This is a genomic window from Bradyrhizobium sp. WYCCWR 12699 (genome assembly GCF_032144035.1).
GTDB lineage: Bacteria > Pseudomonadota > Alphaproteobacteria > Rhizobiales > Xanthobacteraceae > Bradyrhizobium.
In genome coordinates, this window is sequence record NZ_JAVTJN010000036.1 from 819,217 (window position 1) to 844,972 (window position 25,756).

General features: G+C 64.0%; 26 protein-coding genes and 1 tRNA gene. 18 read left to right on the top strand and 9 right to left on the bottom strand.

Going from position 1 to position 25,756, the window contains the following annotated elements; all coding sequences use genetic code 11:
• Positions 1–3 precede the first annotated feature (3 nt).
• From RPS27_RS28815 to RPS27_RS28860, 10 genes are all read left to right on the top strand, one after another.
• Positions 4–1,110 carry a DegT/DnrJ/EryC1/StrS family aminotransferase gene (locus RPS27_RS28815; RefSeq protein WP_194402808.1) on the top strand — a complete coding sequence of 369 codons (1,107 nt, stop codon included), beginning with the start codon at positions 4–6 and terminating at the stop codon, positions 1,108–1,110.
• On the top strand, positions 1,100–2,218 hold the full coding sequence (locus RPS27_RS28820) for a DegT/DnrJ/EryC1/StrS aminotransferase family protein (RefSeq protein WP_285806769.1): 1,119 nt from the start codon (positions 1,100–1,102) through the stop codon (positions 2,216–2,218). The genes RPS27_RS28815 and RPS27_RS28820 overlap by 11 nt, the downstream gene beginning before the upstream one ends.
• Positions 2,215–3,021 carry a sporadic carbohydrate cluster 2OG-Fe(II) oxygenase gene (locus RPS27_RS28825; RefSeq protein WP_211419168.1) on the top strand — a complete coding sequence of 269 codons (807 nt, stop codon included), beginning with the start codon at positions 2,215–2,217 and terminating at the stop codon, positions 3,019–3,021. Before RPS27_RS28820 ends, RPS27_RS28825 begins: the two co-directional genes overlap by 4 nt.
• Complete coding sequence (locus RPS27_RS28830; RefSeq protein WP_194402811.1) at positions 3,014–3,406, top strand: LIC12192 family sporadic carbohydrate cluster protein; 393 nt, start codon at positions 3,014–3,016, stop codon at positions 3,404–3,406. Before RPS27_RS28825 ends, RPS27_RS28830 begins: the two co-directional genes overlap by 8 nt.
• Before the next feature lie 25 nt (positions 3,407–3,431).
• Positions 3,432–4,097 carry a class I SAM-dependent methyltransferase gene (locus tag RPS27_RS28835; protein WP_194402812.1) on the top strand — a complete coding sequence of 222 codons (666 nt, stop codon included), beginning with the start codon at positions 3,432–3,434 and terminating at the stop codon, positions 4,095–4,097.
• Complete coding sequence (locus RPS27_RS28840; RefSeq protein WP_313754747.1) at positions 4,075–4,656, top strand: WbuC family cupin fold metalloprotein; 582 nt, start codon at positions 4,075–4,077, stop codon at positions 4,654–4,656. Before RPS27_RS28835 ends, RPS27_RS28840 begins: the two co-directional genes overlap by 23 nt.
• Positions 4,657–4,728: 72 nt before the next feature.
• On the top strand, positions 4,729–5,700 hold the full coding sequence (locus RPS27_RS28845; RefSeq protein WP_313754748.1) for a lysylphosphatidylglycerol synthase transmembrane domain-containing protein: 972 nt from the start codon (positions 4,729–4,731) through the stop codon (positions 5,698–5,700).
• A 237-nt stretch (positions 5,701–5,937) separates the two neighbouring features.
• On the top strand, positions 5,938–7,146 hold the full coding sequence (locus RPS27_RS28850; protein ID WP_211419164.1) for a class I SAM-dependent methyltransferase: 1,209 nt from the start codon (positions 5,938–5,940) through the stop codon (positions 7,144–7,146).
• Between the two features lies 1 nt (position 7,147).
• The gene (locus RPS27_RS28855) at positions 7,148–8,353 is read left to right on the top strand and encodes a class I SAM-dependent methyltransferase (RefSeq protein WP_313754749.1); all 1,206 of its coding nucleotides are present in this window, start codon (positions 7,148–7,150) and stop codon (positions 8,351–8,353) included.
• Between the two features lie 3 nt (positions 8,354–8,356).
• Positions 8,357–9,391 carry a Gfo/Idh/MocA family oxidoreductase gene (locus RPS27_RS28860; RefSeq protein ID WP_313754750.1) on the top strand — a complete coding sequence of 345 codons (1,035 nt, stop codon included), beginning with the start codon at positions 8,357–8,359 and terminating at the stop codon, positions 9,389–9,391.
• Here the strand turns inward: RPS27_RS28860 and RPS27_RS28865 are convergent.
• Positions 9,381–11,048 carry a hypothetical protein gene (locus RPS27_RS28865; RefSeq protein WP_409517576.1) on the bottom strand — a complete coding sequence of 556 codons (1,668 nt, stop codon included), beginning with the start codon at positions 11,046–11,048 and terminating at the stop codon, positions 9,381–9,383. The genes RPS27_RS28860 and RPS27_RS28865 overlap by 11 nt on opposite strands.
• Before the next feature lie 142 nt (positions 11,049–11,190).
• Here RPS27_RS28865 and RPS27_RS28870 point away from each other — a divergent pair, with 142 nt between their 5' ends.
• The 3 genes from RPS27_RS28870 to RPS27_RS28880 all read left to right on the top strand — a co-directional run bounded on the left by RPS27_RS28870 (position 11,191) and on the right by RPS27_RS28880 (position 13,121).
• The gene (locus tag RPS27_RS28870) at positions 11,191–11,697 is read left to right on the top strand and encodes a hypothetical protein (protein WP_313754752.1); all 507 of its coding nucleotides are present in this window, start codon (positions 11,191–11,193) and stop codon (positions 11,695–11,697) included.
• A gap of 9 nt (positions 11,698–11,706) precedes the next feature.
• Positions 11,707–12,213, top strand: coding sequence for a hypothetical protein (locus tag RPS27_RS28875; protein WP_313754753.1), 507 nt, complete (start codon positions 11,707–11,709; stop codon positions 12,211–12,213).
• 146 nt (positions 12,214–12,359) lie between these two features.
• Complete coding sequence (locus tag RPS27_RS28880; RefSeq protein ID WP_211419158.1) at positions 12,360–13,121, top strand: glycosyltransferase family 2 protein; 762 nt, start codon at positions 12,360–12,362, stop codon at positions 13,119–13,121.
• A gap of 115 nt (positions 13,122–13,236) precedes the next feature.
• Here the strand turns inward: RPS27_RS28880 and RPS27_RS28885 are convergent.
• Positions 13,237–13,312 (bottom strand) — tRNA-Trp (locus tag RPS27_RS28885).
• A 151-nt stretch (positions 13,313–13,463) separates the two neighbouring features.
• Between RPS27_RS28885 and RPS27_RS28890 the strand changes: the two genes are divergently transcribed.
• A complete protein-coding gene (locus RPS27_RS28890) occupies positions 13,464–14,699 on the top strand; it encodes a serine hydrolase domain-containing protein (RefSeq protein ID WP_313754754.1) in 1,236 nt (411 codons plus the stop codon).
• A 145-nt stretch (positions 14,700–14,844) separates the two neighbouring features.
• Here the strand turns inward: RPS27_RS28890 and RPS27_RS28895 are convergent, their stop codons facing one another.
• Together RPS27_RS28895 and RPS27_RS28900 are read right to left on the bottom strand one after the other, a co-directional pair.
• On the bottom strand, positions 14,845–15,612 hold the full coding sequence (locus tag RPS27_RS28895; protein WP_097658708.1) for an SDR family NAD(P)-dependent oxidoreductase: 768 nt from the start codon (positions 15,610–15,612) through the stop codon (positions 14,845–14,847).
• Positions 15,613–15,693: 81 nt separating this feature from the next.
• Positions 15,694–16,392, bottom strand: coding sequence for a histidine phosphatase family protein (locus tag RPS27_RS28900; protein ID WP_313754755.1), 699 nt, complete (start codon positions 16,390–16,392; stop codon positions 15,694–15,696).
• Between the two features lie 134 nt (positions 16,393–16,526).
• Between RPS27_RS28900 and RPS27_RS28905 the strand changes: the two genes are divergently transcribed.
• From RPS27_RS28905 to RPS27_RS28915, 3 genes are all read left to right on the top strand, one after another.
• Positions 16,527–17,312, top strand: a complete 786-nt coding sequence (locus RPS27_RS28905) for an SDR family oxidoreductase (RefSeq protein ID WP_313754756.1) — start codon at positions 16,527–16,529, stop codon at positions 17,310–17,312.
• Positions 17,313–18,294: 982 nt separating this feature from the next.
• A complete protein-coding gene (gene argE, locus RPS27_RS28910; RefSeq protein WP_313754757.1) occupies positions 18,295–19,467 on the top strand; it encodes an acetylornithine deacetylase in 1,173 nt (390 codons plus the stop codon).
• A gap of 218 nt (positions 19,468–19,685) precedes the next feature.
• A complete protein-coding gene (locus RPS27_RS28915; protein ID WP_313754905.1) occupies positions 19,686–19,982 on the top strand; it encodes a GIY-YIG nuclease family protein in 297 nt (98 codons plus the stop codon).
• Positions 19,983–20,081: 99 nt separating this feature from the next.
• Here the strand turns inward: RPS27_RS28915 and RPS27_RS28920 are convergent, their stop codons facing one another.
• Both RPS27_RS28920 and RPS27_RS28925 read right to left on the bottom strand, forming a co-directional pair.
• A complete protein-coding gene (locus RPS27_RS28920; RefSeq protein ID WP_285806808.1) occupies positions 20,082–21,140 on the bottom strand; it encodes a phosphotransferase family protein in 1,059 nt (352 codons plus the stop codon).
• Between the two features lie 149 nt (positions 21,141–21,289).
• Positions 21,290–22,525 carry an acyl-CoA dehydrogenase family protein gene (locus tag RPS27_RS28925; RefSeq protein ID WP_194402828.1) on the bottom strand — a complete coding sequence of 412 codons (1,236 nt, stop codon included), beginning with the start codon at positions 22,523–22,525 and terminating at the stop codon, positions 21,290–21,292.
• A gap of 312 nt (positions 22,526–22,837) precedes the next feature.
• On the opposite strand from RPS27_RS28925, the gene RPS27_RS28930 reads away from it, so the two are divergent.
• Positions 22,838–23,500 (top strand): TetR/AcrR family transcriptional regulator, encoded by a 663-nt coding sequence (locus RPS27_RS28930; RefSeq protein ID WP_212068132.1) that lies wholly within the window; start codon positions 22,838–22,840, stop codon positions 23,498–23,500.
• A gap of 2 nt (positions 23,501–23,502) precedes the next feature.
• Here RPS27_RS28930 and RPS27_RS28935 read toward each other — a convergent pair whose 3' ends face one another.
• The 3 genes from RPS27_RS28935 to RPS27_RS28945 all read right to left on the bottom strand — a co-directional run bounded on the left by RPS27_RS28935 (position 23,503) and on the right by RPS27_RS28945 (position 25,603).
• Positions 23,503–23,895, bottom strand: coding sequence for a RidA family protein (locus RPS27_RS28935; RefSeq protein WP_194402830.1), 393 nt, complete (start codon positions 23,893–23,895; stop codon positions 23,503–23,505).
• A 98-nt stretch (positions 23,896–23,993) separates the two neighbouring features.
• Positions 23,994–24,209 carry a hypothetical protein gene (locus RPS27_RS28940; protein WP_194402831.1) on the bottom strand — a complete coding sequence of 72 codons (216 nt, stop codon included), beginning with the start codon at positions 24,207–24,209 and terminating at the stop codon, positions 23,994–23,996.
• Positions 24,210–24,373: 164 nt separating this feature from the next.
• Complete coding sequence (locus RPS27_RS28945) at positions 24,374–25,603, bottom strand: CaiB/BaiF CoA-transferase family protein (RefSeq protein WP_313754906.1); 1,230 nt, start codon at positions 25,601–25,603, stop codon at positions 24,374–24,376.
• Positions 25,604–25,756 lie beyond the last annotated feature (153 nt).

Here is a 25,756-nt window from a genome sequence, read left to right on the forward strand (position 1 = left end):
CACATGTACGACGTTCGATATTCCTATCTGCTCGAGCAATTCTCCGACCCCGCCCCGATCCTCGCCGAGATCGGCCGGCTGGTGGCGACCGGGGACTTCACCCTTGGCAAGCCCGTTGCCGAATTCGAGAAGCGCTTTGCCGAACTGATCGGCGTGCGCCACGCCATCGGCGTCGGATCGGGCACCGACGCGCTCAAGCTGCCGCTCAAGGCGCTCGGCATCGGTCATGGCGACGAGGTCATCACCGCCGCCAACACCTTCATCGCCACCGTCGGTGCCATCGCGGAAACCGGCGCGACGCCGGTGCTGGTCGATTGCGACGATTCCTTCTGCATGAATGTCGACCAGGTCGAGGCCGCGATCACTGCGAAGACCAAGGCGATCATGCCGGTGCAGTTGACCGGCGAAGTCACCGACATGGGCAAGCTGATGCCGATCGCGCAGCGTCACAATTTGCCCGTGGTCGAGGACGCCTGCCAGGGCATCCTGTCGGAGTTCGCGGGCAAGCGCTCCGGCACCCACGGCATCGCCGCCGGCTTCTCGCTGCATCCGCTGAAGAACCTCAACGTCTGGGGCGATGCCGGCGTCGTCGTCACCAACGATGACGGCATGAACGAGAAGCTTCGTCTCATCCGCAACCACGGCATGAAGAACCGCGACGAGATCGCGATCCTCGGCTGCAATTCGCGGCTCGATTCCTTGCAGGCCGTCGTCGGCAATTGGCTGATCGGCCAGACCAGCGAGATCACGCGGCGCCGGATCGAGAACGCCGCCTATTACGACGCGGGCCTTGCCGGCCTGCCTGGCCTGCGCGTTCCCGCGCGCCGGCCCAACGTGAAGCACGTCTATCACCTCTACATGGTGTTCGCCGAGCGCCGCGACGAGCTCTACAAATACTGCCTGGACAATGGCATCGAGGCCAAGATCCACTACCCGATCCCGCTGTATCAGCAGGAAGGCCTGAGGCATCTCGGCTACGCGCCCGGCACCTTCCCGGTCACCGACCGCCACGCCAAGGAGGTCATCAGCTTCCCCGTCGACCAGCACCTGACGCGTGCCCAGCAGGACCGCGTCATCGAGACCGTCAGGAAGTTCTGCCATGGACGCTGACACCGGCCGCCGGCGCATCGGTTACGTCAATCTTCCCGCGCAATTCGAGGAAGAGCGCGCCGAGATCATGCAGGCGGTCGAAGGCGTATTCCAGCGCGGCGACTTCATCGGCGGCGCGGCAGTCGGAAAGCTCGAAGAGGAATTGTCGGCCTATCTCGGCTCGCCCCATGTGGTGACGCTGAATTCCGGCACCGACGCACTGATCCTCGCCTTGCGCGCGCTCAACATCGGCCCTGGCGACGAGGTGATCACCCCGCCGAATTCGTTCGTGGCATCGACCGCCGCAATCATCGCGGTCGGCGCCACGCCTATCTTTGCGGATGTGCTGCCGGACCAGAACATCGATCCGGCTGCGGTCGAGGCAGCCGTCACGGCGCGCACCAAGGCGATCATGCCGGTGCATCTGACCGGGCGCATGGCCGACATGAACCCGCTGATGGCGATCGCGGACAAGCACGCGCTCGCCGTGATCGAGGACAGCGCGCAAGCCGTCGGCTCGACCTATGACGGCCGCATGAGCGGCACCATCGGAACGTTCGGCTGCTTCTCCGCCCATCCGCTGAAGAATCTCAACGCTGCCGGCGATGCCGGATTCCTCGTCACTGCCGACGCCGACCTGGCCGCCAGGATCCGCCGGCTGCGCAATCACGGCCTGATCAACCGCAGCGACGTCCAGGAATGGGGCATCGTGTCACGGCTCGACACGGTGCAGGCCGAAGTGCTGCGCATCCGCCTGCGTCATCTGCCCTCGGTGATCGACCGCCGGCGGCGCAACGCCGCGCAATATCGCGCCGAGCTCGAAGGGCTTCCTCTGTTCATCCCGCCCTGCCGCAACATCGAGTTCAACACCTTCCATACCTTCGTGGTGCAGACCGACCGCCGCAACGACTTCCAGAAATATCTCGCCGACAAGGGCATCGAGACCGCGATCCACTATCCGGTCCCGATCCACCTGCAGCCGGCGGCGGCGCATCTGGGGCACGGCCGCGGCGCGTTCCCCGTAACCGAGCGGCAGGCGAACCAGATCCTCACGCTTCCCATCAACCAGTTCCTGTCGGCCGCCGACATCAGTTACATCTGCGCGACCGCCCGGGAGTACTTCGCATGACGGATACGGACTTCCTTCAGGCCGATGAGCAGGCGCTGGCGCAGCGCTTCATCGACAACGGCTTCGTCACCACGCCGGCCGACGATCGCGCTGGGCTCGACCGCATCCAGCGGCGCGCCGCCGAGCTCGCGGCGGACTATCTGAAACTGCCGCACAGCAACGATCCCTACGCGATGCTGGACAGCATCCACACGCGCGTGAGCGTCGACGATCTCAATGGCCTGCGGCTGCATGTCTTCAACGGCCTGAACGCCGAACCATGGTTCCGGCCGACCTATTTCCGCCTCGCGCGCTCGACCATCGAGACCATCGTCGGCAACGAGCTCTGCATGCAGCGCCGCGTCAATCTCAGCATCCAGATGCCTGGCGACGATTCCTCGCTGCTCGCCACCCATTCCGATGTCTGGTCGGGCGACTCGCCGTTCGAGGTCGTGGTATGGGTGCCGCTGGTGGACGTCCACCGCACCAAAGCGATGTATCTGCTGCCGCCGTCGCTGAACGGCGACATGCAGGACCGAATGGCAAGTCTGCGCAGCGCCGAGGAGCTGTACAAGACCATCAAGCCGCACGCGACCTTCATCGAGATTCCCTACGGTCACGTGATGCTGTTCAACCAGACCCTGATGCACGGCAACCGCGTCAACGAAGAGCCCGGCACGCGGTGGAGCATGAACTGCCGCTTCAAGAGCATCATGTCGCCTTACGCGGACAAGCGCTTCGGCGAGTTCTTCGAACCGATCCTGCTGCGCCCGGCGACACGGGTCGGCATGCAATACAAGCTACCGGGAGGCTTCCATGGCTGAGCGAGCCGGCCATCGCGGCTATATCGGTGCCCGGCCGCTGAACGGCAGCCGCACCCCGCAGCACGTCCAGAACATCGTGATCCGCGACTACGCGCGGCGCAAGAACCTGCAGTTTCTGCTCAGCGCCGTCGAGCACATCATGCCCGGCAGCTACATGGTGCTCGAGGACATCCTGGACGAGCTGCCCCGCCTGAACGGCATGATCCTCTACAGCATCTTCATGCTGCCACCCGACGAGGCTCGCCGGCGGGAAATCTACGACCGCGTGCTGCGCGAAGGCTGCGACCTCCACGCCGCCGTCGAGGAGATCACGTTGTCGTCGCGGAAGGACATCCAGGCCGTCGAGGACATCCTGCTGGTCAATCAATACGCGACCATCCTGTGACGATGCCGCGAACCGGTTGACGATCATGGCCGAGGTCAACCTGCTCCAGCCGATGCACGCTTCGACCAGGCGGAACTACGTTCAGCGCGTGGTCGAGCACGACAAGGCGGAATCCGCCGCCGTGGCACGGCAATGGGGCCGCGACTATTGGGACGGCGATCGGCGCTACGGCTATGGCGGCTATCGCTATGACGGACGCTGGCGCCCGCTGGCCCAGACCCTGATCGATCGCTACGGCATCAAGCCCGGCATGAGCGTGCTCGACGTCGGCTGCGGCAAGGGCTATTTGCTCTACGAGTTCACCCAGCTCGTCCCCGACCTCACCATTGCCGGCATCGACATCTCCGACTACGGCATCGCCAATGCCAAGGAGGAGGTCCGGCCGCTTCTACAGGTCGGCAGCGCCGTCGAGCTCCCCTACCCCGATCACAGCTTCGATCTCGTGGTGTCGCTCGGCGTGCTGCACAACCTTCCGCTCGAGGACGTGTTCCGCGCGGTGCCCGAGATCGAACGCGTCGGACGCGGCACCTCGAAATATCTGATGGTGGAATCCTTCCGCAACGAGCGTGAGAAGGCCAATCTGCTCTACTGGCAGCTCACCTGCCTGAGCTTCCACGGCCCAGAGACCTGGGCGTGGATCTACGACAAATGCGGCTATCGGGGCGACCATGGGTTCATCTTCTTCGAATGAGGCGACGGGCCGGCGCCGGCCGACCTCGCTGCGCGCGCAAAATCCCGAAGTCTATTATTCGGACGACACCATCGTCACGGCGGATGACGCCACGATCGCCGAGCTCAAACGCATCGCCGCCGGCAACCCGCGTCTACGCAGCCGGCTGTGCACGCACCCCGACCCCTCGTCCGGCCTGCACGAGATGCTGATCGTGCATCATCGCGAGGCTTATGTGCGGCCCCACAAGCATTTTGGCAAACCTGAATCGTTTCACGTGATCGAGGGCACCGCACAGGTCGTGATCTTCGAGGACGACGGCCGCATTCGCGACGTGCTCGAGATGGCGCCCTACGGCCAGGGCAAGCGCTGCTACTACCGGATGCCTGAACACGTCTTCCACTCGATCCTGATCACATCGGAATGGCTGGTGTTCCACGAAACCACCGCCGGGCCGTTCGATCCCTCCCGCACGGCATTTCCCGATTGGGCGCCCGACGGCAGTGACGCTGCCGCGGTGCAGGACTACGTCACAAGGATTGGTGCCCTAGCCGCGGAGCAGCTGGCGAGGCAAGGTTGAGAGCCGTGACCGCTCCGCTGGTCCCGATCATCTTCACATGACGGCGAGCTCGACTGGTGGAACGGGCTGACGATGCGACCTGGGAAGAAGACAATCATTGTCCTGACCAAATTCATGGTCTCCGCCGGCATCATCGTTCTGGTCGCGCGCGACCTGGATCTTTCGTCGCTCGAGGCGGACCTTCTCGCTGTCAAATTGCACATGCTCGCGCTGGCGATGGCGCTGCTGTTCGCGCAGACGTTCGTCCTGTGCAACCGCTGGATTCTGATCCTCCGCGCGATCGGCGTGTCTCTGGATTGGGTGGCCGGATGGCGCATCGTTCTTGCCAGCGCCTGGTTCAATCAGGTGTTGCCCTCCGGCGGCGAAGCGGTCCGCATATGGATGTTGCGGCGGCACGGAATAAAGTGGTCGCAGACGTTGAGCAGCATTGTCGGAGATCGGTTCATCGGACTTCTGACCCTCGGCTTCCTCATCTTGCTGGGAATGCCGTTCTTGATCTCGCGAATCCATGACAACGTCTTGCTGTTCGCCGTCGCAGCCATCGTCGCTGCCGCATATTTCGGCGCAATTGTCCTCATGATGTTGGGCAGGTTGCCGGGCCGCATGACTGCCGTTCTTCCCGTCCGAATCATGCAGTTTGCGGCGCTTCTCGAAGCGCCGCTACTTGCCAGAGCCGGACGCAAAGCCTTGTTCAGTTCGGCCATTGTTGTTCACCTTCTGACCGTTACGGCTTCTTATACGCTCGCGATTGGCGTGGACGCCGGGTTGTCCGCACTCGACGCGTTCGTCCTCGTGCCGCTGGTCATCATGGCGGCCGCCGTTCCGCTCTCGATCGGAGGATGGGGCATTCGCGAGGGGGCGATGGTCGGTGCGCTCGGGCTCGTCGGCATCGCATCCGACAAGGCGCTCGCGATATCGATCTTGCTCGGGCTCTGCAATCTCGTCGTCGGTTTCATCGGGGGCGCGGTGTGGCTGCTTGCACCGGAGCGTGCGACTTACGGCGCCGAACCGGATGACACTGCAACATCGCTCCGCCAGCGGTAATTGCGCGAATCTTGGGGGACGTGCACCGCATGGAACTGCCGCGGTAGCCGGAGAAGCCGGATGCCATTGATCAAAGACGACCGTGCTGCGGCGCGGAGCTGTTCCGACGCTGGTGGCGCGGGAGGACAGGGTAAGTTAGGAATTGTGGCGCAGGCGGCGCCATTATATAGGCTTGAACCAGTTTGAGTCTCGCCCGGGGGCTGTGTCCCCCTGTTCTTCCTGCAAAGAGCCAGACCATTGACCGACCATTGCCGCCTTTGCCATTCGACCAACCTGCGTCCGGTCATCGACCTCGGACTGATGCCGATTGCGCATCGGCTTCGGCATAGCCGAAACGAGCAGGACGAACGCTTCCCGTTCGAGGTGCTGGCCTGCGGCGATTGCGGCCTGCCCCAGATCGTCAAGCCGATCGATCCCGAGATTTTGTACCGCCAATTCAACTACAATTTCAGCAGCTGGAAGCCGGAGCCGCATCAGGCGGACGAGCTCGACACCATCGCGAAATTCTCCAAGCATCAATCCGTGTTCGAGATCGGCTGCAATGACGGCCTGTTCATGGACAAGCTGCGCGAACGCGGCACCAAGGTCATGGTCGGCGTCGAGCCCAATCCGGTGTCGGGCAAGATCGCCCGCGAGCGCGGCATCAAGGTCTATGCCGACATGCTCAGTCCGGAGATGGCCCACGACGCAGTCGCTCAGTCCGGAAAGTTCGACCTCGTCATATCGCGTCAGGTGCTGGAGCACATCGTCGATTTCGAGAACTTCTTCGACTGCGTCAAGATCGCCCTCAGCGACGACGGGCTGCTGTTCATCGACGTGCCCGATTTCGCCCCCGGCTCGGCGGCGGGAGACCTATCCGTCCTCTGGGAGGAGCATGTCAGCTATTTCACCGAACCGACCCTGCTCGCGCTGCTGGCGCGCCACGGCTTCGAGGCGGTGTCCGTGAAAAAATACAATTTCAGCGGCGGCAGCCTTGCGATCGCAGCCCGCCGTGCCGCGGGCACGGTGACGGTGCCGCCTGCGCCGTCCGGCGTCGGCGAGAAATTCGGCCAACGCGCGAGAGAGTATGGCGCACGTCTTCGCCCGGTTCTCGCCAAAGCCCACGCCAACGGCGCCGAGATCGTCATCTACGGCGCCGGCTGCCGTGCCTGCACTTTCACGAACGCGCACGAGCTGGCGGATCTCGTCGACCTCTCGGTCGACGATCAGAAGGAGCGTCAAGGGCTGTTCCTGCCCGGCACCGGCATCCCGATCCGTTCGCCGGATGATCTCGCCGGCAAGTCGGGGCCAATCGTCTGTCTTCTCGCCGTGAACGAGGAAAACGAAGCCAAGGTCAGCAAGCGGCTGCGCGAAAATGTGAAGCGTCCGCTGCAGATCGTTTCGATCTTCGCGCCCTCCGACATCTGGAGTGAGCTCGATCGTCTCGAGGCGGCGCTAAGGTCGTAGCATGGCTGAGGACAAGCTCTTCAACTATTACGAACGTCAGGACGTCTTGCCGACGTTCGGAAATTTCAAGTCCTCCACCGAGCTCGAAGCCTACGCGAGCCAGCGGCGCGAACTGTTCTCGGACAAGCTGGTGCTGCTGCCGCGGCTGTTCCGCAATGCCGAGGTGCTCGAGTTCGGCCCCGATTCCGGCGAGAATGCGCTGGTGTTTGCCGGCTGGGGCGCGAACATGGCGCTCGCCGAGCCGAACCGGCATGCCCACCCCAAGATCGAGGCCTACTTCGCGCATTACGGCCTGACCGAACGTCTCCGCGAGCTCGCCCTGGCCGATGTCGAAGGCTTCCACAGTGATCGCCGCTTCGACATCATCGATGCCGAAGGCTTTATCTACACCGTGCAGCCGAGCGAAAAATGGCTCGGCATCTTCCACCGCCTGCTCAATCCCGACGGTTACGCCGTCGTGTCCTATTACGAGCGCTACGGCGGCTTCTTCGAGCTCGCGCTCAAGGCGATCCACGCGGCCGGCAAGGCATTGACCGGCCGCCCCGCGCTGGAGACGGCGAAGATGCTGTTCGAGGCGAAGTGGAACAGCATCCCGCACACCCGCAGCTTCGAATCCTGGCTGATGGACGTGCTGGAAAATCCGTTCGTCAGGTATCGCTACTTCCTCGACGCGGCCGCACTGTGCGCGGCGGCGCATGAACAAGGTTTCGACATCCATTCGGCATGGCCCGCCTACCGCGACAGCCTGGACATCTATTGGCACAAGAAGGTCTTGTCCGGTGACGAGAAGCTGCATCGCGCGAGGCGCCATCTCGACCGCAGCCGCCTGAGTTTCCTCGGCGGGCGAAAGCTGTATCTGGTCGGCACGTCCGATGCCGTGCAGGCAATCTCCGCGTCGATCGAGGCGCTGGTGCTCGACGTCGATGGGATGATCGACGATCCCTTCGGCGAGAGCCTGCCGCGCGTGGTCGCGGGCCTCGCGTCCCTGCGCGAGACGATCCGCACCGCAGACGTACTCGCCGACGACGCTGCGGACATCGAAGCCATCACTGCCACGCTCGACAGTTTCCATCGCGTCTTTGGCGCGATCGGGCGACGCGACGCGTCCGCGGTCACCGCCCTCACCCAGTCGGATCCGGCCTTCATCAACACATGGGGACAGCCGGCGCATTTTCTCGTCGTCCGGAAGCGTCTCGAGGGATCGTAGCCAGTGAAGCCAGGCATTGGCATCATCGGAACGGGCATGGTCGGCCAGATGTGCCACCTCGCCAATTTCGCTGCCAATCCCGCCTGCCGCGTCGTCGCGATCGCCGATCTTCGGCCGGACCTCGCTGCCGCCGCAGCGCAGAAGTTCGGCATCCCCAAGGTTTACGGCACGCACCGGGAGCTGCTCGCGGACAGCGCGGTGTCCGCCGTCGTCGTCGTGACCAAGCGTCGTGCCACGGGCCCGATCGTGCTAGAGGCGTTGAACAGCGGCCGGCATGTGCTGTCGGAGAAGCCGATGGCTTACACGACGGCCCAGGCCATTTCGCTGGTCGAAGCCGCGCGGCGGCAACACGTCGTCTACAGCATCGGCTACATGAAGCGTCACGATGCCGGTGTGGCACGGGCGCGGCAAGTGCTGGCACGCCTGCGCAGCGACCAGTCACTCGGACGCATCGTCCGGGCCACAGGCTGGTGCTTCGGCGGCGACACCGGCCGGTCGCAGGACAATTTCGTGATGACCGGCGAAGCGCGGCCGGACGGGCTCGAGCTCTGGCAGGATGGCCCCGACTGGATGCCGAGCACGATGCGTCCCGGCTACGACAATTTTCTGAACGTCTTCAGCCATGTCATCAATCTCTCGCGCGACCTGCTCGGATCGTCGCCGACGGTCGGCGAAAGCACGATCGAGACTTCGGGAGCCGCGCGCATCACGCTCGACTTCGACGGCATCGCCTGCGCGCTGGATCTCGTGAACGGCTCTGAAGGAGCCTGGCGCGAGGGACTGACGATCAATTTCGAGCGCGGCGCGGTGACCTTGGCGTTGCCCCCACCCTTTGCCGAGCAAGAGGCAGAGGTCATTATCGACCATGATGGTCAAAGCACGCGCTTGACGGGTGAAACGAGCTGGGCATTTCGGCGCCAGGCCGACGCCTTCGTTTCCGACGTCGCCGCGCGGAGCACCCCGCTCGCTTCCGGCGAGGATTCGGTGATCGATATCGCGCTCGCGGAAACAGTCTGGAAGCGGCTGGCTAGCGGCTAGGCTCAGCACTCTTGCTTGCACCATCGAGCGGCAGGATGCCGGGGATCGGACCCGCCTTGATCGTGACCTGCGCAAGTCGAGACAGGAACTCTGCAACATCGCAGCGCGCCAGCAACCGGCATGCATAGTACTTCCGCACCAAAGCCTGGTTTGGTGCGGCGCCCGGGCCCGGCTGGAACGAGATCGTCGCCTGCGGCCCCGACGGATCGAAATGACGGAATGCGCTTCCTGGTGCCGTCCGCGCCTCCTCCATCTTCTGCAGGATGTCGGGCCGCTCGGCACGCAGTGCAAATCCGAAGAATGGCTGATTGCCCCAGGCAAGGCGCAGCATGCCGGTGACCTCGGCAAGGCCGAACAGCATGTGCCGGGACTTGGAGTCGAAAAAGCCGTCGTCGAGCGCATAAACCGTCGCGGCCGGCTGGACCCTGGCGGCAAGGTCGCGCGCCAGCGCCTCTTGCTTCAGCGCTCTCGCCTGCATGAAGAGGTAGCCGCTCCACAGCATGCTGATCGACGTGACCAGGCCCAGTCCGAACAGGAGCGCGAAAGCGGCGGTGGGACCGGTCAAACGTTCGAGCAGCCGCTTCAATGCAAGGAGCGTCAGCGCAAACGGCAAGCCGAACATCAGCAGATGACGGCTTTCGTAGAATTGAGTGGACAACGGCCGGAGGCCGGCGATCAGATAGGGAGACGACAACGCCAGGAACAGAACCACGGCGAGCACCAGCGGCAAGACGGTCGCTATTGCGGACGTGGCCCGCTTCGGGTCGGGACGCAGCAGCAAGACGATGGCGACGAGCATCGCCGCTGGAATGAAGAAGGCGGGGACCTCCGTCGCCACGCTGAACGCATGCTCCCCGACGTCCCAATAGCCGGCGGCGAAAAATGTACCCCATCCGCCTGCCATTTCGCCAAACGTCGGCAGATGGGCGTCATAGTGCTGGGTGTACACGCCGATCCGCTTGAACCAGATATTGAGCACGCCCCAATAGATCAGAGGAAGCACCACCAATTCCGGATAGCGCAGGGCGCAGCGCCAGCAAGCGAGCCATGTGCGGCGCACGAAGCCGTCCGCCGCGCTCCCCTCCCGCCATATCGCGACGAACAGACCGAGCACAACGAAGGCATAGAGCACAATTGTTGAGTTGAGTGCGAAGCTCAGCAGGAACACGAGCGCACAGGCCACGCGAAGCAGCACCCGCCGCAGACCGTGAGCGCCGAAGGCCAGCGTCAACAGCCATGCACCGATGAACAGCAGCCCGAAGCTGAAGACGTAGACCGCGTTCGCCTTGCCCGCCCAAAGCTGATAGCCGGGATAAGTCCAGACGATCAGCGCGAAACCGACCGCCTCGGCGCGGTCGAGCAGGCCGAGACGCGTCGCGGTCAGTGCGAGCGACATGGCGCCAAACACAATTCCGGCGAGCGCCAGCGATACCATCACGAGAACCGGGGCGCCCGTCCAGTTCGCGAACGTGTCGTAGCTGTAGAAGATCGGATGACCGGCGCCATTCAGCAGGAAGTCGATGTCGATGAAATAGTCGGGACGGGGCTTCAGCACCAGCCAGTCGTCCATGAAGAGACCGTCGTTCAGGAGCATCGGCGCATGCGCGGCCAGCAACACGATGAGGAGGACGACGATCGCACGCAGCAATGGGGACATCTCGGACGGAGGAAGGGCGCGGGCTTAGGATTCGCACGGCCAACTGACGTCCGCAAGGGCGGGATGACGGGCTCCCTTGACCGAAAAAATACGACCTCCTATAGACTTTTGCTGTGGCTAGGCCTGAGAGGCATCCGGGACGATGAACATGCTACCGGGCCCGGCGCAAGCCGCAGCGATTGGTCTCAGTGTCGCGTTGCCGTTGCTGTTGCTGTGCTACGCGCGCATTGCCGCCACCGGCGGATCCGGCCGCCGCTTCCGGCTCGGCTGCCTCAGCATCATGGTCCTCTACGCAATCGCCTGCATCGCGCTCCCCGGCGAGCGCCATCTCGCCGACATGCTCGGCGGCCTGTTTCTGTTGGCGACGGCGATGATGCTTTGGTACATCCTGTTCAGCCTGCTGGCCTGGGGCTTTACGCTGACGCTGCTCACCGCGCTCGTCCAAGCCGGGCATCCCCTCACTCTGGAGCAATGGGCCGTCGCCTACATGCAGGGCGGAGATCTCGGCACCTTCACGCACAACCGCCTGAAATTGCTGGTCCGCGCGGGGATGGTGATCACGGCAGACAGCAAGCTGGCTCCGACGGCCAAGGGGTTGGCTGTCGCGCGTCTCGTCAAACTCGTTCGTCTGTCGACCGGGCTCGGGTGAGCGGCTGTGATGTCCTTCGCTATCGGCCTCGTTGCCGCCGTCGCCTTCGCCCTGCTGGCGCCTGCCCTGCAACTCATGGCCCGCGCCCGCGGATGGACGATTGGACCCGTAGCCCTGCTCGCGATCGCTGCGATCGTCACCCATGGTCTCGGCGTGACGCTCGGAATTTTCGTCGTTGCGCAATTTCGGTATTGGGACGCCGCATCGATTTTCGGGTTTTGCGTCATGGCGTACGTTTTCGCTTTTGGCGCAGTGTACAAGTCGGTTTCCCTGGACATTCTCCTCGGCGTCGTCGACCGGCCCGAGCGGCGAGCTCCGCTTTCGGAGATCGTCGAACAGCAGGTTCCAGATCTGTTCCAGGGACGTATCGGGAACCTGGTCGATGGCGGCTTGGTCGAGCGCACCGGTTCACACTTCGCGGCGACGACAGCGGGCCGGACGATGGCGCGGCGCGTCGGGCAGCTGCGCCGGGCCTTCGGCATTGGCGACACCAGCCTCTATGATTTTCCCGACTAGTTGCGCGGAACACACAGATATCCCCGGTTTCGTGCCGGTTGCGCGGATCCGATCTGCGGACGCCTTGTTGTTCGCTCGGCGCGGATGACTTACAGTTGCACAAGGGGGTCCACCAGTCAGGAGTGGCCGGCAACGGGCGGGATAGGATGACACCTTCCAGGGCAGCGAAGAGGCTTACGATCGTCATCCCTGCTCTGAACGAGCAGGACAAGATCGCCGACACCATTGGCGGGGTGCTGCCGCTTGCCCGCGAGCTGCTCGACGACTTCGAAATTTTCCTGATCGACGACGGCAGCACCGATGCCACCGGCGCGATCATGGACGAGTTCGCGGCCGGCGAGCCGCGCATCATCGTACAACACAACGCCGAGCGGCGCGGCGTCGGGGCCGGCTTCGAATACGCACTCTCGCGCGCGAAATTCGATGCCATCACGCTCATTCCCGGCGATCATGCCTTCCAGAACGAAGGCGTTGCCCGCATGTTCAAGGCGGCGGGCGCCGCCGACCTCGTCATCACCTATCGCGACAACCAGTCGGACCGCTCCGTCAACCGCTCGCTGCAGTCGCATTCGCTGCGGTTCATCCTGAATTACCTGTTCGGCTTCTGGCTGTCCGACTACCACAGCATGATCGTCTATCCCGTGAAATGGCTGCGCCAGATCGCGGTGAAGGCCGACGGCTACGGTTATCAGATCTGTGCGCTGGTCTCGCTGCTCCAGCTCGGCCTCACCTACGTGCAGGTGCCTGTCAGCCTGAACGCGGAGCTGAAGGGGTCATCCCGTGCCCTGCGGCTGCGCACCTATTTCGAGCTCGGCGGCACCATCGTCTCGCTGCTGCGCCGCGTTCCCATCCGGAACGTCGATCTCAGCCAGGTTTCCAGCCACGCAGAGCGTGTTCAGGCGCGCTAGGCGAGCCTCCTTGGGGCCTGGCACTGGACATCAGGGGGTCGCAGCGCATGGCGATTCGCCTCAGGGACGCGCTCGTCCTATCCCGCCAGCATCTGATCTAAGTCGTTGATTTAACTGGCAGGAGTGGCAGGGCTCGAACCTGCGACCCCCGGTTTTGGAGACCGGTGCTCTACCAATTGAGCTACACTCCTACAGACCCTGCGTCGCCGCTTCGGATCAGGCCGCTTTCAAGCACAGGGGGCGGCCGGATTGCAAGGGTGAACCGCGCCCGCTTCGCTTGTTTGTGCTGGGGTTTCTGGGCCACAGTTGCTTTCCGACAATGAAAAACAATTGGGAGCGCCCATGACCGCCACAGCGACCGCTACAGCCGGCCCACAGGCCTCGATCGGGCCGCACACCCCGCCCCTGCCGGAGGCCCGCCCGGAGACGCTCGGGCTGTCGCGGCCGCGCCTGCAGACCATGTCGGATGCCTTCAAGCGCGAGATCGACAAGGGGACCGTTCCCGGGGTCACCGTGCTGGTGGCCCGTCGCGGCCAAATCGGCTGGTTCGAGGCGCTCGGCAGGCAGAGCCCGGCGGCCGCCGCGCCGATGGCCCGTGATTCGATCTTCCGGATCTTCTCGATGACCAAGCCGATCGTGTCGGTCGCAATCATGGCGCTGGTCGAGGACGGCCACCTGCTGCTCGGCGATCCCGTCGCAAAGTTCATCCCGGAATTTGGCGGTCAGCAGGTCGGCATCGTCAAGGACGGCAAGCTGGAGCTGGTGCCGCCGGCTCGGCCGATGACCATGCAGGACCTGCTCCGCCACACCTCGGGCCTCACTTATGAGCACCAGGGCGACGGCCCCGTGCACAAGCTCTATCAGGAGTCCCGCGTCCGCAGCCGCAAGATCAGCAACGCCGAGCATGCCGCCTTGGTGGCGAGCTTCCCGCTGGTCTGCCAGCCCGGCGCGGATTTCAACTACAGCCGCTCCACCGACATCCTCGGCCGCATCATCGAAATCGTCAGCGGCAAGTCGCTCGGCGCATTCCTTAGCGAGCGCGTGCTTGCCCCGCTGCAGATGACCGAGACCGGCTTCTCGACCTCCGAGGCCAATGCGGGCAGGCTCGCAGAGCCGTTCGCGGCCGATCCCTGGACCGGCGACAAGGTCGCGCTGTTCAACATGCTCGAGCAGCCGGTGATGGAATCCGGCGGCGGCGGCCTGGTCTCGACCACGATGGACTATGCTCGCTTCTGCCTGATGCTGCGCAACGGCGGCACGCTCGACGGCAACAGGATCATCGGCCGCAAGACGCTGGAGCTGATGGCGTCTGATCACCTCGGACCGCACGTTCAGACCAACGGCACGCTGCTTTCGCCCGGCCACGGTTTCGGCCTCGGCTTCGCCGTGCGCCGCGAGGCCGGCATCGCGCCCTTCCCCGGCAGCGTCGGCAACTATTTCTGGAGCGGCATCGCCGGCACCTTCTTCTGGATCGACCCGAAGGAGGATTTGTTCGCGGTGTTCATGAGCCAGGCGCCGGGCCAGCGCGACTACACGCGGACGCTGGTGAGGGATCTGGTCTACGCGGCGGTGGAGTGAGGTCTCGTGCCCCGGACGCGACGCAGCGCGCAGCGGTGCGTCGCAGAGCCGGGGCCCATGCATCGGCGATCTCTTTCGCAGCCTTCTGGGTCCCGGCTCTGCGGAGCGGCGCTGCGTGCCGCACCGCGTCCGGGACACGAGACCATCAGCTGATCGTCGCGCCGCCGTCGATCACCATGGTCTGGCCGGTCATGAAGTCGCCGGCCTTCGATCCCAGAAACACCGCGGCGCCCGCGATCTCGTCGGGGATGCCGATGCGCAGCAGCGGCGAGCGCGCGGTCGAGGCTTTCAGGTTCTCCGGATTGTCCCACAGCGCCTTGGCAAAGTCGGTCTTGATCAGGCCGGGCGCAATGCAATTCACGCGGATGTTGTGCTTGCCGTATTCGCAAGCCAGGTTGCGCGCGAGCTGCATGTCGGCGGCTTTCGAGATCGCGTAGGCGCCGAGGATGGTCGAACCCTTCAAACCGCCGATCGAGGAGACGATGATGACGGAGCCGTCCTTGCGCTCGATCATCTGCGGCACCACCATCGAGATCAGCCAGTTGTTGGCGACGATGTTGTTGTCGAGAATCTTGCGGAACTGATCGTCGGAGATGCCGGCGAGCGGACCGTAATACGGGTTCGAGGCGGCATTGCAGACCAGCACGTCGATCTTGCCGAAAGCGCGGTTGCTCTCATCGACGAGGTTTTGCAAATTCTCCTTCGACGAGATGTTGGCGGCGATCGCGACGGCAGTGCCCTTGCCGAACTTGTCGTTGATGCCCTTCGCCACCTGCTCGCAGACGTCGGCTTTGCGCGAGGAGATCACGACCTTGGCGCCGTGCTCGGCCATGCGCTCGGCAATGGCGAGCCCGATGCCGCGCGTCGATCCCGTGATGACGGCGACTTTCCCCTTCATATCGAACAAGGTCATGTGTCTCTCCCAGATTGATGTTCTTGTCACATCGAGATTTCGGGGTCGATGCTTCGCATCGCCCCGGAATGACAGCTTGGCTTACGCCAGCTTCTTGACTTCCGGCCCCGCCGGCTGATGCATCGCCGCGTGCGCGTCATCGGCTATCCAGGGCTGCTGGTTCACCATCGGAAGCCGCCAGACCGTGCGCTCGGGACTTGCGAAATGATCGAGCCGGGTCACGGAGCAATTGTCGATGTCGAACGACAGTCCCCGCTCCGGCTGGCCGTCGAGCGCGAGTCCCAGCGCCGCCTTGATGGTGCCGCCATGGGCGACCGCGATGATGTCCTGCCCGGCCGCCTCGTTGTTGATGCGTTCGACGGTGCGGCGCGTGCGGTTGTAGAGATCCATGAAGCTTTCGCCGCCGGGCGCGGGCTCGTTGATGTCCGCGAACCAGCTGGCGCCGACGGGACGGCTGGCGATGAACTCGGCCCGGTTCATGCCCTGCCAGCGGCCGAGATTCTGTTCGGCAAGGTCCGCCTCCCATTTCATCGACGCAGGCCGCGGGAAGCCCGCCTCCCAGATCGCTTCGGCGGTCTGGTGCGTACGCTTCAGATTGCTCGAATACCACACCGCCTTGCGTGGCAGCACCTTGGCAACAGCGTCGAACACATAAGTGTCGCTGGTGTCGCAGGCGATGTCGCTCTGTCCGTAGATGTTGCCGCCGTCATTGCGCACCGGCGCGTGGCGGACCCACCACCATCGCGTGACGACCACGTTGGGCTTGTCTGCATCCGCCATCGAAACCCTTCCATCCCGTTTGATGTCGCTGTACGTCAGGTGTGAACGTGTCTCAAGACACTTTACCGTTTGAAATCTTGTTTGAAATTCCGTCGCGCGGCAAGCGTCGTGCGAGGCACCACAGGGAGAAACGCATGGGCCGCCTGCAAGGCAAATCCGTCATCATCACCGGCGCCGGCAGCGGCATCGGTCGTGCCGCCGCACTGCTGTTCACCCGGGAGGGCGCCAAGCTCATCGCGGTCGATCGCAGCGAGGCAGTGAAGGAGACCGTCGACGAGATCAAGAAGGCCGGCGGCGTCGCGGAGGCCATGATCGCCGACGCGGGTTCCGAGACTGACGTCAGCGCCGTCATCGACAAGGCGGTGAAGGCCCACGGCCGGCTCGACGTGATCTGGGCCAATGCCGGCGTCTCCGGCGGACTCATCCCACTCGGCGAGCAGACCGTGGAGCATTGGCAGGAGGTGTTGCGCGTCAATCTGATCGGGCCGTTCCTCGCCGTGAAGCATGCGATGCCGCACATGGTGAAGCAGAAGTCCGGCGCGATCGTGCTGACCGCATCCGTCGCGGGCCTCAAGGCCGGCGCCAGCGGACATCCGTATGCGGCGAGCAAGGCGGGCGTAATCAGCCTGGTGCAGACCACGGCGTATTCACTGACCGGCACCGGCGTGCGCATCAACGCGGTGTGCCCGGGCCTGATCGAGACCGGCATGACCAAGCCGATCTTCGACCGCGCCAAGGAGCGCGGCACGCAGGGCAAGATCGGCCAGCTCAACCCGCTTCAGCGCCCCGGCCAACCGCACGAGCTCGCGGCGATGGGCTTGTTTTTGGCGAGCGATGAGGCGTCGTATGTCAACGGTCAGGCATTCCCGGTGGACGGCGGGCTGACGGCGTCGATGCCGTATACGGGCAAGCCGGTTTGACCCTACCGTGTGCCGGACGCGACGCAGCGCGCAAGCGTTGCGGCGCAGAGCCGGCACCCAGCAGGCTGCACGGCCCGCCACCTGGGCCCCTGCTCTGCAGCGCATCGTCGAAGGGACGCTGCGCTGCGTCCGGGGCGCGAGAGCGGTGGTGAATGACTGACATGAGACGACTGACATGGGGTCGCGTCCTCGCGGCGCATCTCGCCCGAGCTTTTGCTTCGTTGCCTTGCCCTCGATCGAACAAGGGCGCAGGGAAGGCCGGGAGCCGGTTGGCTCCCGTGGACCGCCATGCCAAAAGCAGACTGCGTGTGCTGCTGCATAGCGGAGAACAGGGCAACCGGAGACATCCCGGCCTTCCCTGCGCAGTGGTTGGAACGGCTTATGTCGCGCTCTCCTCGGGAGCGTTGCACTATTGCCCCGTCGCCTTGCGGATGGCTGATGTATGGCCCGGTCGGGCCGCATATCACCACAAGACTTGACGCCAGACTGCGGGCGTCAGGACCACACGATTTTGCCGTACGCTGATCACACCGGTCGTGTGCGCGACGGCTCTGCTCACGGTTGCCCCGCCCTGCAAAAGCCCTTCGCGCCGGTATCATCGGCGCCCACCGCCGCCCGGCCCGCGTTCGTGACGATCGCGATACGCCCCTTGTGCTTGGGCCGGGTTGTCGCGATGGATACGCCATTCCCGAATTTCGGTAAAGCGGAATATTTTTGCCAGCGCGGATTGACCGATGGCTTGGGTGTTTTGCCCGACGGGCAACGCAAGGGATTGTGGTTCTCCCTCGTAATTCCGGGCGCGACGAAGGCGCGAGCCCGGAATCCATTTTCGCAGCGTGTGATGTAGGCCGATGGATTCCGGGCTCGATGCTGCGCATCGCCCCGGAACGACGGTGTGCGATGTTGATTTGCCCCATCGGGCCTCACGTTGGTATGGTTCCTGCAGGCACTTCCGCTTCCCTACCCTGACAAGACTGTGACAATGCCAAGCTCAAGACCCGACCGTATTCGCAAACTCCTCGCCGACCTCGTCGGCTTCGACACCGTCAGTGACCGCACCAACTTGCCGCTGATCGCCCATATCGAGAACTACCTCACCGCGTTCGGCGTCAAGAGCGAGCGCTTCGTCGACACGACCGGGCAAAAGGCCTCGCTGTGGGTCACCATCGGCCCCGACGACCGCCCCGGCTTCGTGCTGTCGGGCCATACCGACGTCGTGCCTGTCGTAGGCCAGGACTGGAGCCACGATCCGTTCAGGCTGATCGAGCGCGACGGCAAGCTCTATGGCCGCGGTACCACCGACATGAAAGGGTTTGTCGCGGTATGCCTTGCCATGGTGCCGGAGATGGTGGAGGCGAAGCTTGCAACGCCGATTCACCTCGCGATCTCCTATGACGAGGAGATCGGCTGCGTCGGCGTACGGCCGATGCTCGGCGAGGTCGCCAAGAAGAAGGTTCGGCCGCTCGGCGCCTTCATCGGCGAGCCGACCGAGATGAAGGTGATCATCGGCCACAAGGGCAAGCACGGCGTGCGCGCGACCTTTCGCGGGCTCGCCCGCCATTCGTCGATCGCGCCCGACGGCGTCAACGCGATCGAATATGCAGCCGAGCTGATCGTCGAAATCCGCCGCCGCGCCGTAGCGCTCGCGGCCGCGCGCGCAACGAACAGTCTCTACGACGTACCGCACTCGACGCTGCTCACCAGCATCGTGCATGGCGGCGCGGCGCTGAACATCGTGCCCGACACCTGCACGGTGGATTTCGAATGCCGCGGCATCGGCATCACCGAGTCGCGCGAGGTCACGGATGCGATCGTCGCCTGGGCGAAAGCCGAGCTCGAGCCGGCGATGAAGGTGCGCAGCCCCGAATGCGGCATCGATTTCGAGGAGATCCTCGATTATCCCGCGCTCGACACGGCGGCCGATGCCGCCATCGTCACGCTCGCCAAGAGCCTCGCCGGCCGCAACGACCACGCCAAGGTCGCCTTCGGCACCGAGGCGAGCCTGTTCGCCAGCATGGCCGACATCCCGTCGGTGGTGATCGGCCCCGGCGCGATCGCGCAGGCGCATACGCCGGATGAGTTTGTGGAAATGGCCGAGCTGGAGAAATGCGCGGGCTTCGTGGAGAGGCTGATCGCGCATTGCGCGAAGGGGTAGTCGCAGTTCAGTAGCTGGCTGGGTCCCGGCTCTGCGCAGCAACGCTACGCGTTGCAGCGCGTCCGGGACACGAGAGCGAGGCCGCAAATCGGTCTCGTGTCCCGGACGCGGTGCGGCACGAAGTGACGGTCCGCCGAGCCGGGACCCAGAGACGCTTGGCGATGGCATCGAAACATGCAACTTTAGAGGGCGCCATGGTCAACGTTGATTGCACGGTCATGCCCTATTTCGTGTACATCCTCGCGAGCAAACGAAATGGCACCCTGTATATCGGAGTGACTAATGACCTCGCTCGTCGAATAAGCGAGCACAAGGCCAAGCTGACCCCCGGCTTCACACGGCAGTACGACATCACCCTGCTCGTCTATTTTGAAGCCTTCGAGTCAGTGCTTGAAGCGCGGGCGCGCGAGCATGCGCTGAAGCGTTGGCGGCGCGCTTGGAAGCTCAAGCTGATCGAGGAACTCAATCCGAATTGGCGCGATCTCAGCGACGAGCTGAATACCTTGGCGACGTAACTGGGTCCCGGCTCTGCGGAGCAGCACTTCGTGCTGCACCGCGTCCGGGACACGAGAGGCGTGCGCCGAGAAAGAGCGCGGCCACAGGCCGCGCCTTCGCTACACCGCGCCCGCCTTCTGCGCGTACTCCCACGACGCCTTCGACAGCGGCACGGTGCGCTTGGCGGATTCCAGCGCCTTGGCGTTGGCGGCGGTGCCGTCGCGGACGCGGCCGGCGATGCCTTGGGTGATGCCGGCGAGACGGAACAGATTGTAGGAGAAGTACCAGTTGAGATCCGGCACCGTCATCTTGGTGACGTTGCAATAGATCTGCGCCGCCTCTTCCAGGCTCGGGATGTTGAGCGCCTTGAGATCGGCGCCCTCGAGGCCCGGCATGATCCACTGCATCAAGAGATAGGTGAAGTCGGCCATGGGATCGCCGAGCGTCGACAGCTCCCAGTCGAGGACGGCTTGCACGCGCGGTTCCGTCGCGTGGAAAATCATGTTGTCGAGGCGATAGTCGCCGTGGACGATCGAGACGCGCGCCTGTTCCGGCACGGTCTTCGGCAGCCATTCGGCGACCTTCTCGAACTCGGGAATATGCTGGGTCTCGGATGCGCGATACTGCTTGGTCCAGCGATCGATCTGGCGCGCGAAATAATTGCCGGGCTTGCCGAAGTCGCCGAGGCCGATCGTAACAGGGTCGTACATGTGGAGCTTCGCCAGCGTCTCGATCTTGCTGGTGAAGATCTTGCGGCGCGACTCGGCATCCTGGCTCGGCAGCGTCGGATCCCAGAACACCCGCCCCTCCTCCATCGACATGATGTAGAAGGCAGCGCCAATGACGCCATCGTCCTGGCAGAGGGCATAGGCGCGCGCGACCGGAAAGCCCTGTTTTCCAAGGGCCGCAATGACGCGGTATTCGCGGTCGACCGCGTGCGCCGACGGCAGCAATTTGCCGAACGGCTTTCTGCGCATCACGTAGGAACGGTTCGGCGTGTTCAGCCGATAGGTCGGATTGGACTGGCCGCCCTTGAATTGCAGCACGACCAGCGGCCCCTCAAAACCTTCGACGTGCTCGCGCATCCAGGCTTCGAGGCGCAGCTCGTCGAAACGATGCCGCTCCTCGACCGGCTTGGTGCCCGAAAACTCTTCGTCTCTCCTGACGCCGTCGGCCATGACGCTCCCTCTTCAGTCCTGACCTTTTTCAGGTCGAGCATGATCCTAATCGGTAACCGCTGACGCACTTGCGTCAAGCGGTCATTGCGAATGGGACCATGCCCTGTCGTTTCTTCAAGTCGGGAGCGCCGCCTGGCGCTCCCTCTTAATCAATGACTGGGAGAGTTGGCATACTTCCGAACCTCAAGCCTGGCAATGGCGCGATTGTGCACCTCGTCCGGACCGTCGGCGAGACGGAGCGTGCGGATGTGGGCGTAGTCCTTGGCAAGACCCGCCTCGTCCGACACCCCAGCGCCGCCGAAGGCCTGGATCGCCTCGTCGATGATCTTGAGCGCCATGTTGGGGGCTGCGACCTTGATCATCGCGATCTCCGCCTGCGCGGTCTTGTTGCCGACCTTGTCCATCATGTCGGCGGCCTTGAGGCACAGAAGACGCGTCATCTCGATGTTGGTGCGGGCCTCGCCGATGCGCTGCTCCCATACCGAGTGCTCGACGATCTTCTTGCCGAAGGCGGTGCGCGAGGTGAGCCGCTTCACCATCTTCTCCAGCGCCTCCTCGGCCTTGCCGATGGTGCGCATGCAGTGATGGATGCGGCCCGGGCCGAGGCGGCCCTGCGCGATCTCGAAGCCGCGGCCTTCGCCGAGCAGGATGTTCTCCTTCGGGACCCGGACGTTGTCGAGCAGCACCTGGGCGTGGCCGTGCGGCGCGTCGTCGAAGCCGAACACAGGGAGCATCTTCTCGACCTTGATGCCTGGCGTGTCGAGCGGAACCAGGATCTGCGACTGCTGCTGGTGCTTGGCCGCCTTGAAATCGGTCTTGCCCATCAGGATCGCGATCTTGCATCGGGGATCGCCGACGCCGGACGACCACCATTTGCGGCCGTTGATGACGTAATGGTCACCGTCCTTCTCGATACGGGTCTCGATGTTGGTGGCGTCGGACGAGGCGACCGCCGGTTCCGTCATCAGGAAGGCGGAGCGGATCTCGCCGTCCATTAGCGGACGCAGCCATTTGCGCTTCTGCTCCTTGGTGCCGTAGCGGATGAACACTTCCATGTTGCCGGTGTCGGGCGCGGAACAGTTGAACACTTCCGAGGCCCAGGTGATGCGGCCCATCTCTTCCGACAGCAGCGCGTATTCGAGATTGGTCAGTCCCGCGCCGCGGAATTCGTCGTCCTCATGCTCGCTCGGCGGCATGAACATGTTCCAGAGGCCTTCAGCCTTCGCCTTCTTCTTGAGGTCCTCCAGGATCGGAATCACCTTCCAGCGCTCGCCGGCGTGATCCTGCTGGTCGTAGATCGGCACCGCCGGGCGCACGTGCTTGGCCATGAAGGACCGCACGCGGTCGAGCCATTCCTTCTGCTTGGGGGACAGATCGAAATCCATGGGACGCTCCTCGTCTCTCTTTTGCAAACCTGTTTTGTGCCGGACTGTCCTCCCGCATTGCGTAGCCCGCAAGCGCGACTTCGCGCGCCTTGCGAGGCTTTCCGAGCCGGCCGCGAATTGCGAACGAGTCTCGAATGCGGATTGACATCTCCGACCTTCAAACGATAGTTTCATACAACTGTTTGAATTGCAACTCCCTCGCCCACGACGTCATTCCGGGGCCGCCCGTAGGGCTGAACCCGGAATCTCGAAATGTGGCGCGAGATTCCGGCTCGGCGCTTCGCGTCGTCCCGGAATGACGGGAAAAGAGCCATGGCCAGCGATCATACGAGGTCTGCCATTCTGACCGCCGCCGAACGGCTCTATGCCGATCGCGGCTTCAGCGACGTGACGCTACGCGACATCGTCGCAGAGGCGGGCGTGAACCTCGCCGCAGTGAACTATCATTTCGGCTCGAAGGACGAGCTGATCGCGGAATTATTCGTCACGCGCTCGATCGCCACCAACCGGGAACGCCTGCGCGAATTGAAGGCGGCGGAAGAGCAAGGCGGCGGCCGCGCGCCGATCGAGGTGATCCTGCGCGCCCTCGTCGGTCCGACGCTGCGCGGCTGCCTCGGGCCTGAGAACCAGCGCTCGACCGCGGCGCGCTTCATGATCCGCGCCTCGATCGAATCCGTGCCGCCGATCCGCCGCATCAAGAACCGCGAGATCGACCATTTGAGGAAATTCGCAGGCGCCATGCGCCGCGCCCTGCCCGAGCGCAGCGACGTCGACATCTACTGGGGCCTCAACTTCGCGCTCGCGATGGCGCACCACACCATCCGCGAAAGCGAGCGGCTGACCAAACTGTCGGAAGGCAAATGCGACCTCGACGACGTCGAGGATGTCGTCGCGCGCGTGGTCAGCGTGGCAACAATGGCGCTGACGGCGGGCAAGGCGGAGACGAAGCCGGCGGCGAAGGTCGCGGCGCGCTGACCTCACATCATCGCGATGCAGTCGATCTCGACGTCGAACGGGCCGAACCATTCCGGCGTGCAGACGAAGATCCGCGCCGGCGGATCATCAGGGAAATAGCGGGCATAGACCGCGTTGAACGCGGCGAAGTGTCTTGTCGAGGTGCAGTAGACATTGCACTTCATGACGTTGTCGAGCGAGGCACCGGCCGCCGCGAGGCACAGCTTCATCTGCTCCATGATGATCTCGCTCTGCCGCTCGATGGCCATCCCGCCGATCTCGCCTGTCTCGGGGTCGAACGGCGGCAGGCCGGCGACGAAGATCATGTTTCCGGCGCGCGTCACCGGCGAGGTCGGCGCTTTCACGCGATCGAGAAAGGTCGAGATCGGCTCGACACGGAGCGCTTCGCGTTTCATGGCCGGCCACCTTCGGTTCGAGCGAGAGTGACGGCTGACTACACTATTCGTCAGCCGACATGCTTCGCTTCCGATCGAAGTGTGGTGGAGCGGCGGTGTCAGGCCCGCTGCGGCATCTCCTCGGCCTCTTCCTTGGCGAGGAGCAACAGCATCTCGATACCCATCTCGCCTTCCTGCGGCGAGCGGATGAACTTGATCTCGTCGGCACTCTGCCGCAGCGCGGCGACGATGGCGACGGCCTGATTGGCGGTGGCCGCCTCGGTCGCCAGAATGGACTTCTGGTTCTTCGCCTGGAACCCGATCGTGTAGGACATTCTATTCCCTCCCCGAACTCAAGTGGAGAGATCGAATCAGAGTCGCGCGCAAAGCGGAAGCCTGTGCGACTACGGACCGGACTTATCTGGGGATGGTCCGCAAGCCTCAGGCAAGGCCGAGCGTCGCTCCCCTTTTCGCTCTGAGGGAGAAGGGGAGAAAGGCGCTAGATGATCCCCTGCTTTTTCAATTCCTCGATCTTCCCGGCATCATAGCCGAGCTTGCCGCCCAGCACTTCCTGCGTGTGCTCGCCGAGCAGCGGCGGGGCGCGGTATTCGGTGATGGGGGTGCCCGAGAGGGTCAGCGCGTTGCGGATCAGGGAGAGCTTGGGCTCGAACTTGTGCTGCGTCTTGACCCGCATGCCGCGCGACTGCACGTGCGGATCGGAAAACACCTGCTCGAAATTGTTGATGGGACCCGAGGGCACGCCGGCCTCCTCCAGCTTCTCCAGCCAGTAGGCCACCGGCTGCTTCAGGAACAGGCCGGCGAAGATCGCCATGATCTCCTTGCCGTGCACGACACGGTCGTTGTTCTTGACGAAACGCGGATCGTTCGCGAGCTCCGGCTCGCCGAGCACGGCGCAGGTCTTTCGGAACTGGCCGTCATTACCGACCACCAGCATCAATTCGCCGTCGGTGCAGCGGAACACGCCGGCCGGCATGCCGCCATTGCCCCAGGTGCCGCGGCGCGGCGGGGTCTTGCCGTTGACGAGGTAGATCTGCAGCCAGTGCGACAGCGATGCGATCACGGTGTCGAACAGGCAGACGTCGATGTGCTGGCCCTGCCCGTCGTTGGCGTCACGGTGATAGAGCGCGGAGAGAATGCCGATCGAGGTGTTCATGCCGGTCATGTAGTCGACGATGGAGGGGCCGACCTTCATCGGGCCCTCGCCCGGCTCGCCGTCCATGTGGCCGGTGACGCTCATCAGCCCGCCCATCGCCTGCAGGATGGCGTCATAGCCGGCGCGCGGCGCGTAAGGTCCGGTCTGGCCGAAGCCGGTCACCGAGCAATAGATGATGCCGGGGTTGATCGCCTTGATGGTCTCGTAGTCGAGGCCGTAGCGCTTGAGATCGCCGACCTTGTAATTCTCCATGAAGACGTCGACGTCTTTGGCGAGCTCGCGGATGATCGCCTGCCCTTCGGGCTTGGCGATGTTGACGGTCACCGACTTCTTGTTGCGGTTGGCGCAGAGGTAGAAGGAATTGTTGTTGTTGGCCTTTCCTTCCGGGTCGGTCAGGTAGGGCGGCCCGAAAGCGCGCGCGTCGTCGCCGGTGCCCGGCCGCTCGATCTTGATCACCTCCGCGCCGAGATCGCCCAGCATCTGGGCCGACAGGGGCCCGGCAAGGACGCGCGTGAGGTCAAGGATCTTGATGCCTGAGAGCGGCAGGGCCGACATGTAAGCTTCCTCCGGGAACTGGGTATTGGAGCTGTTCTTGGCGCGGCGGCGAGAAGCCATTCCGTGCTTCCTGCGGATACACTATTTTTGTGCTCTGAGCACTGCGCCCCAAGCATACGGCCATCCCCGCCCAGGCCACGGCGGAAATTTTCG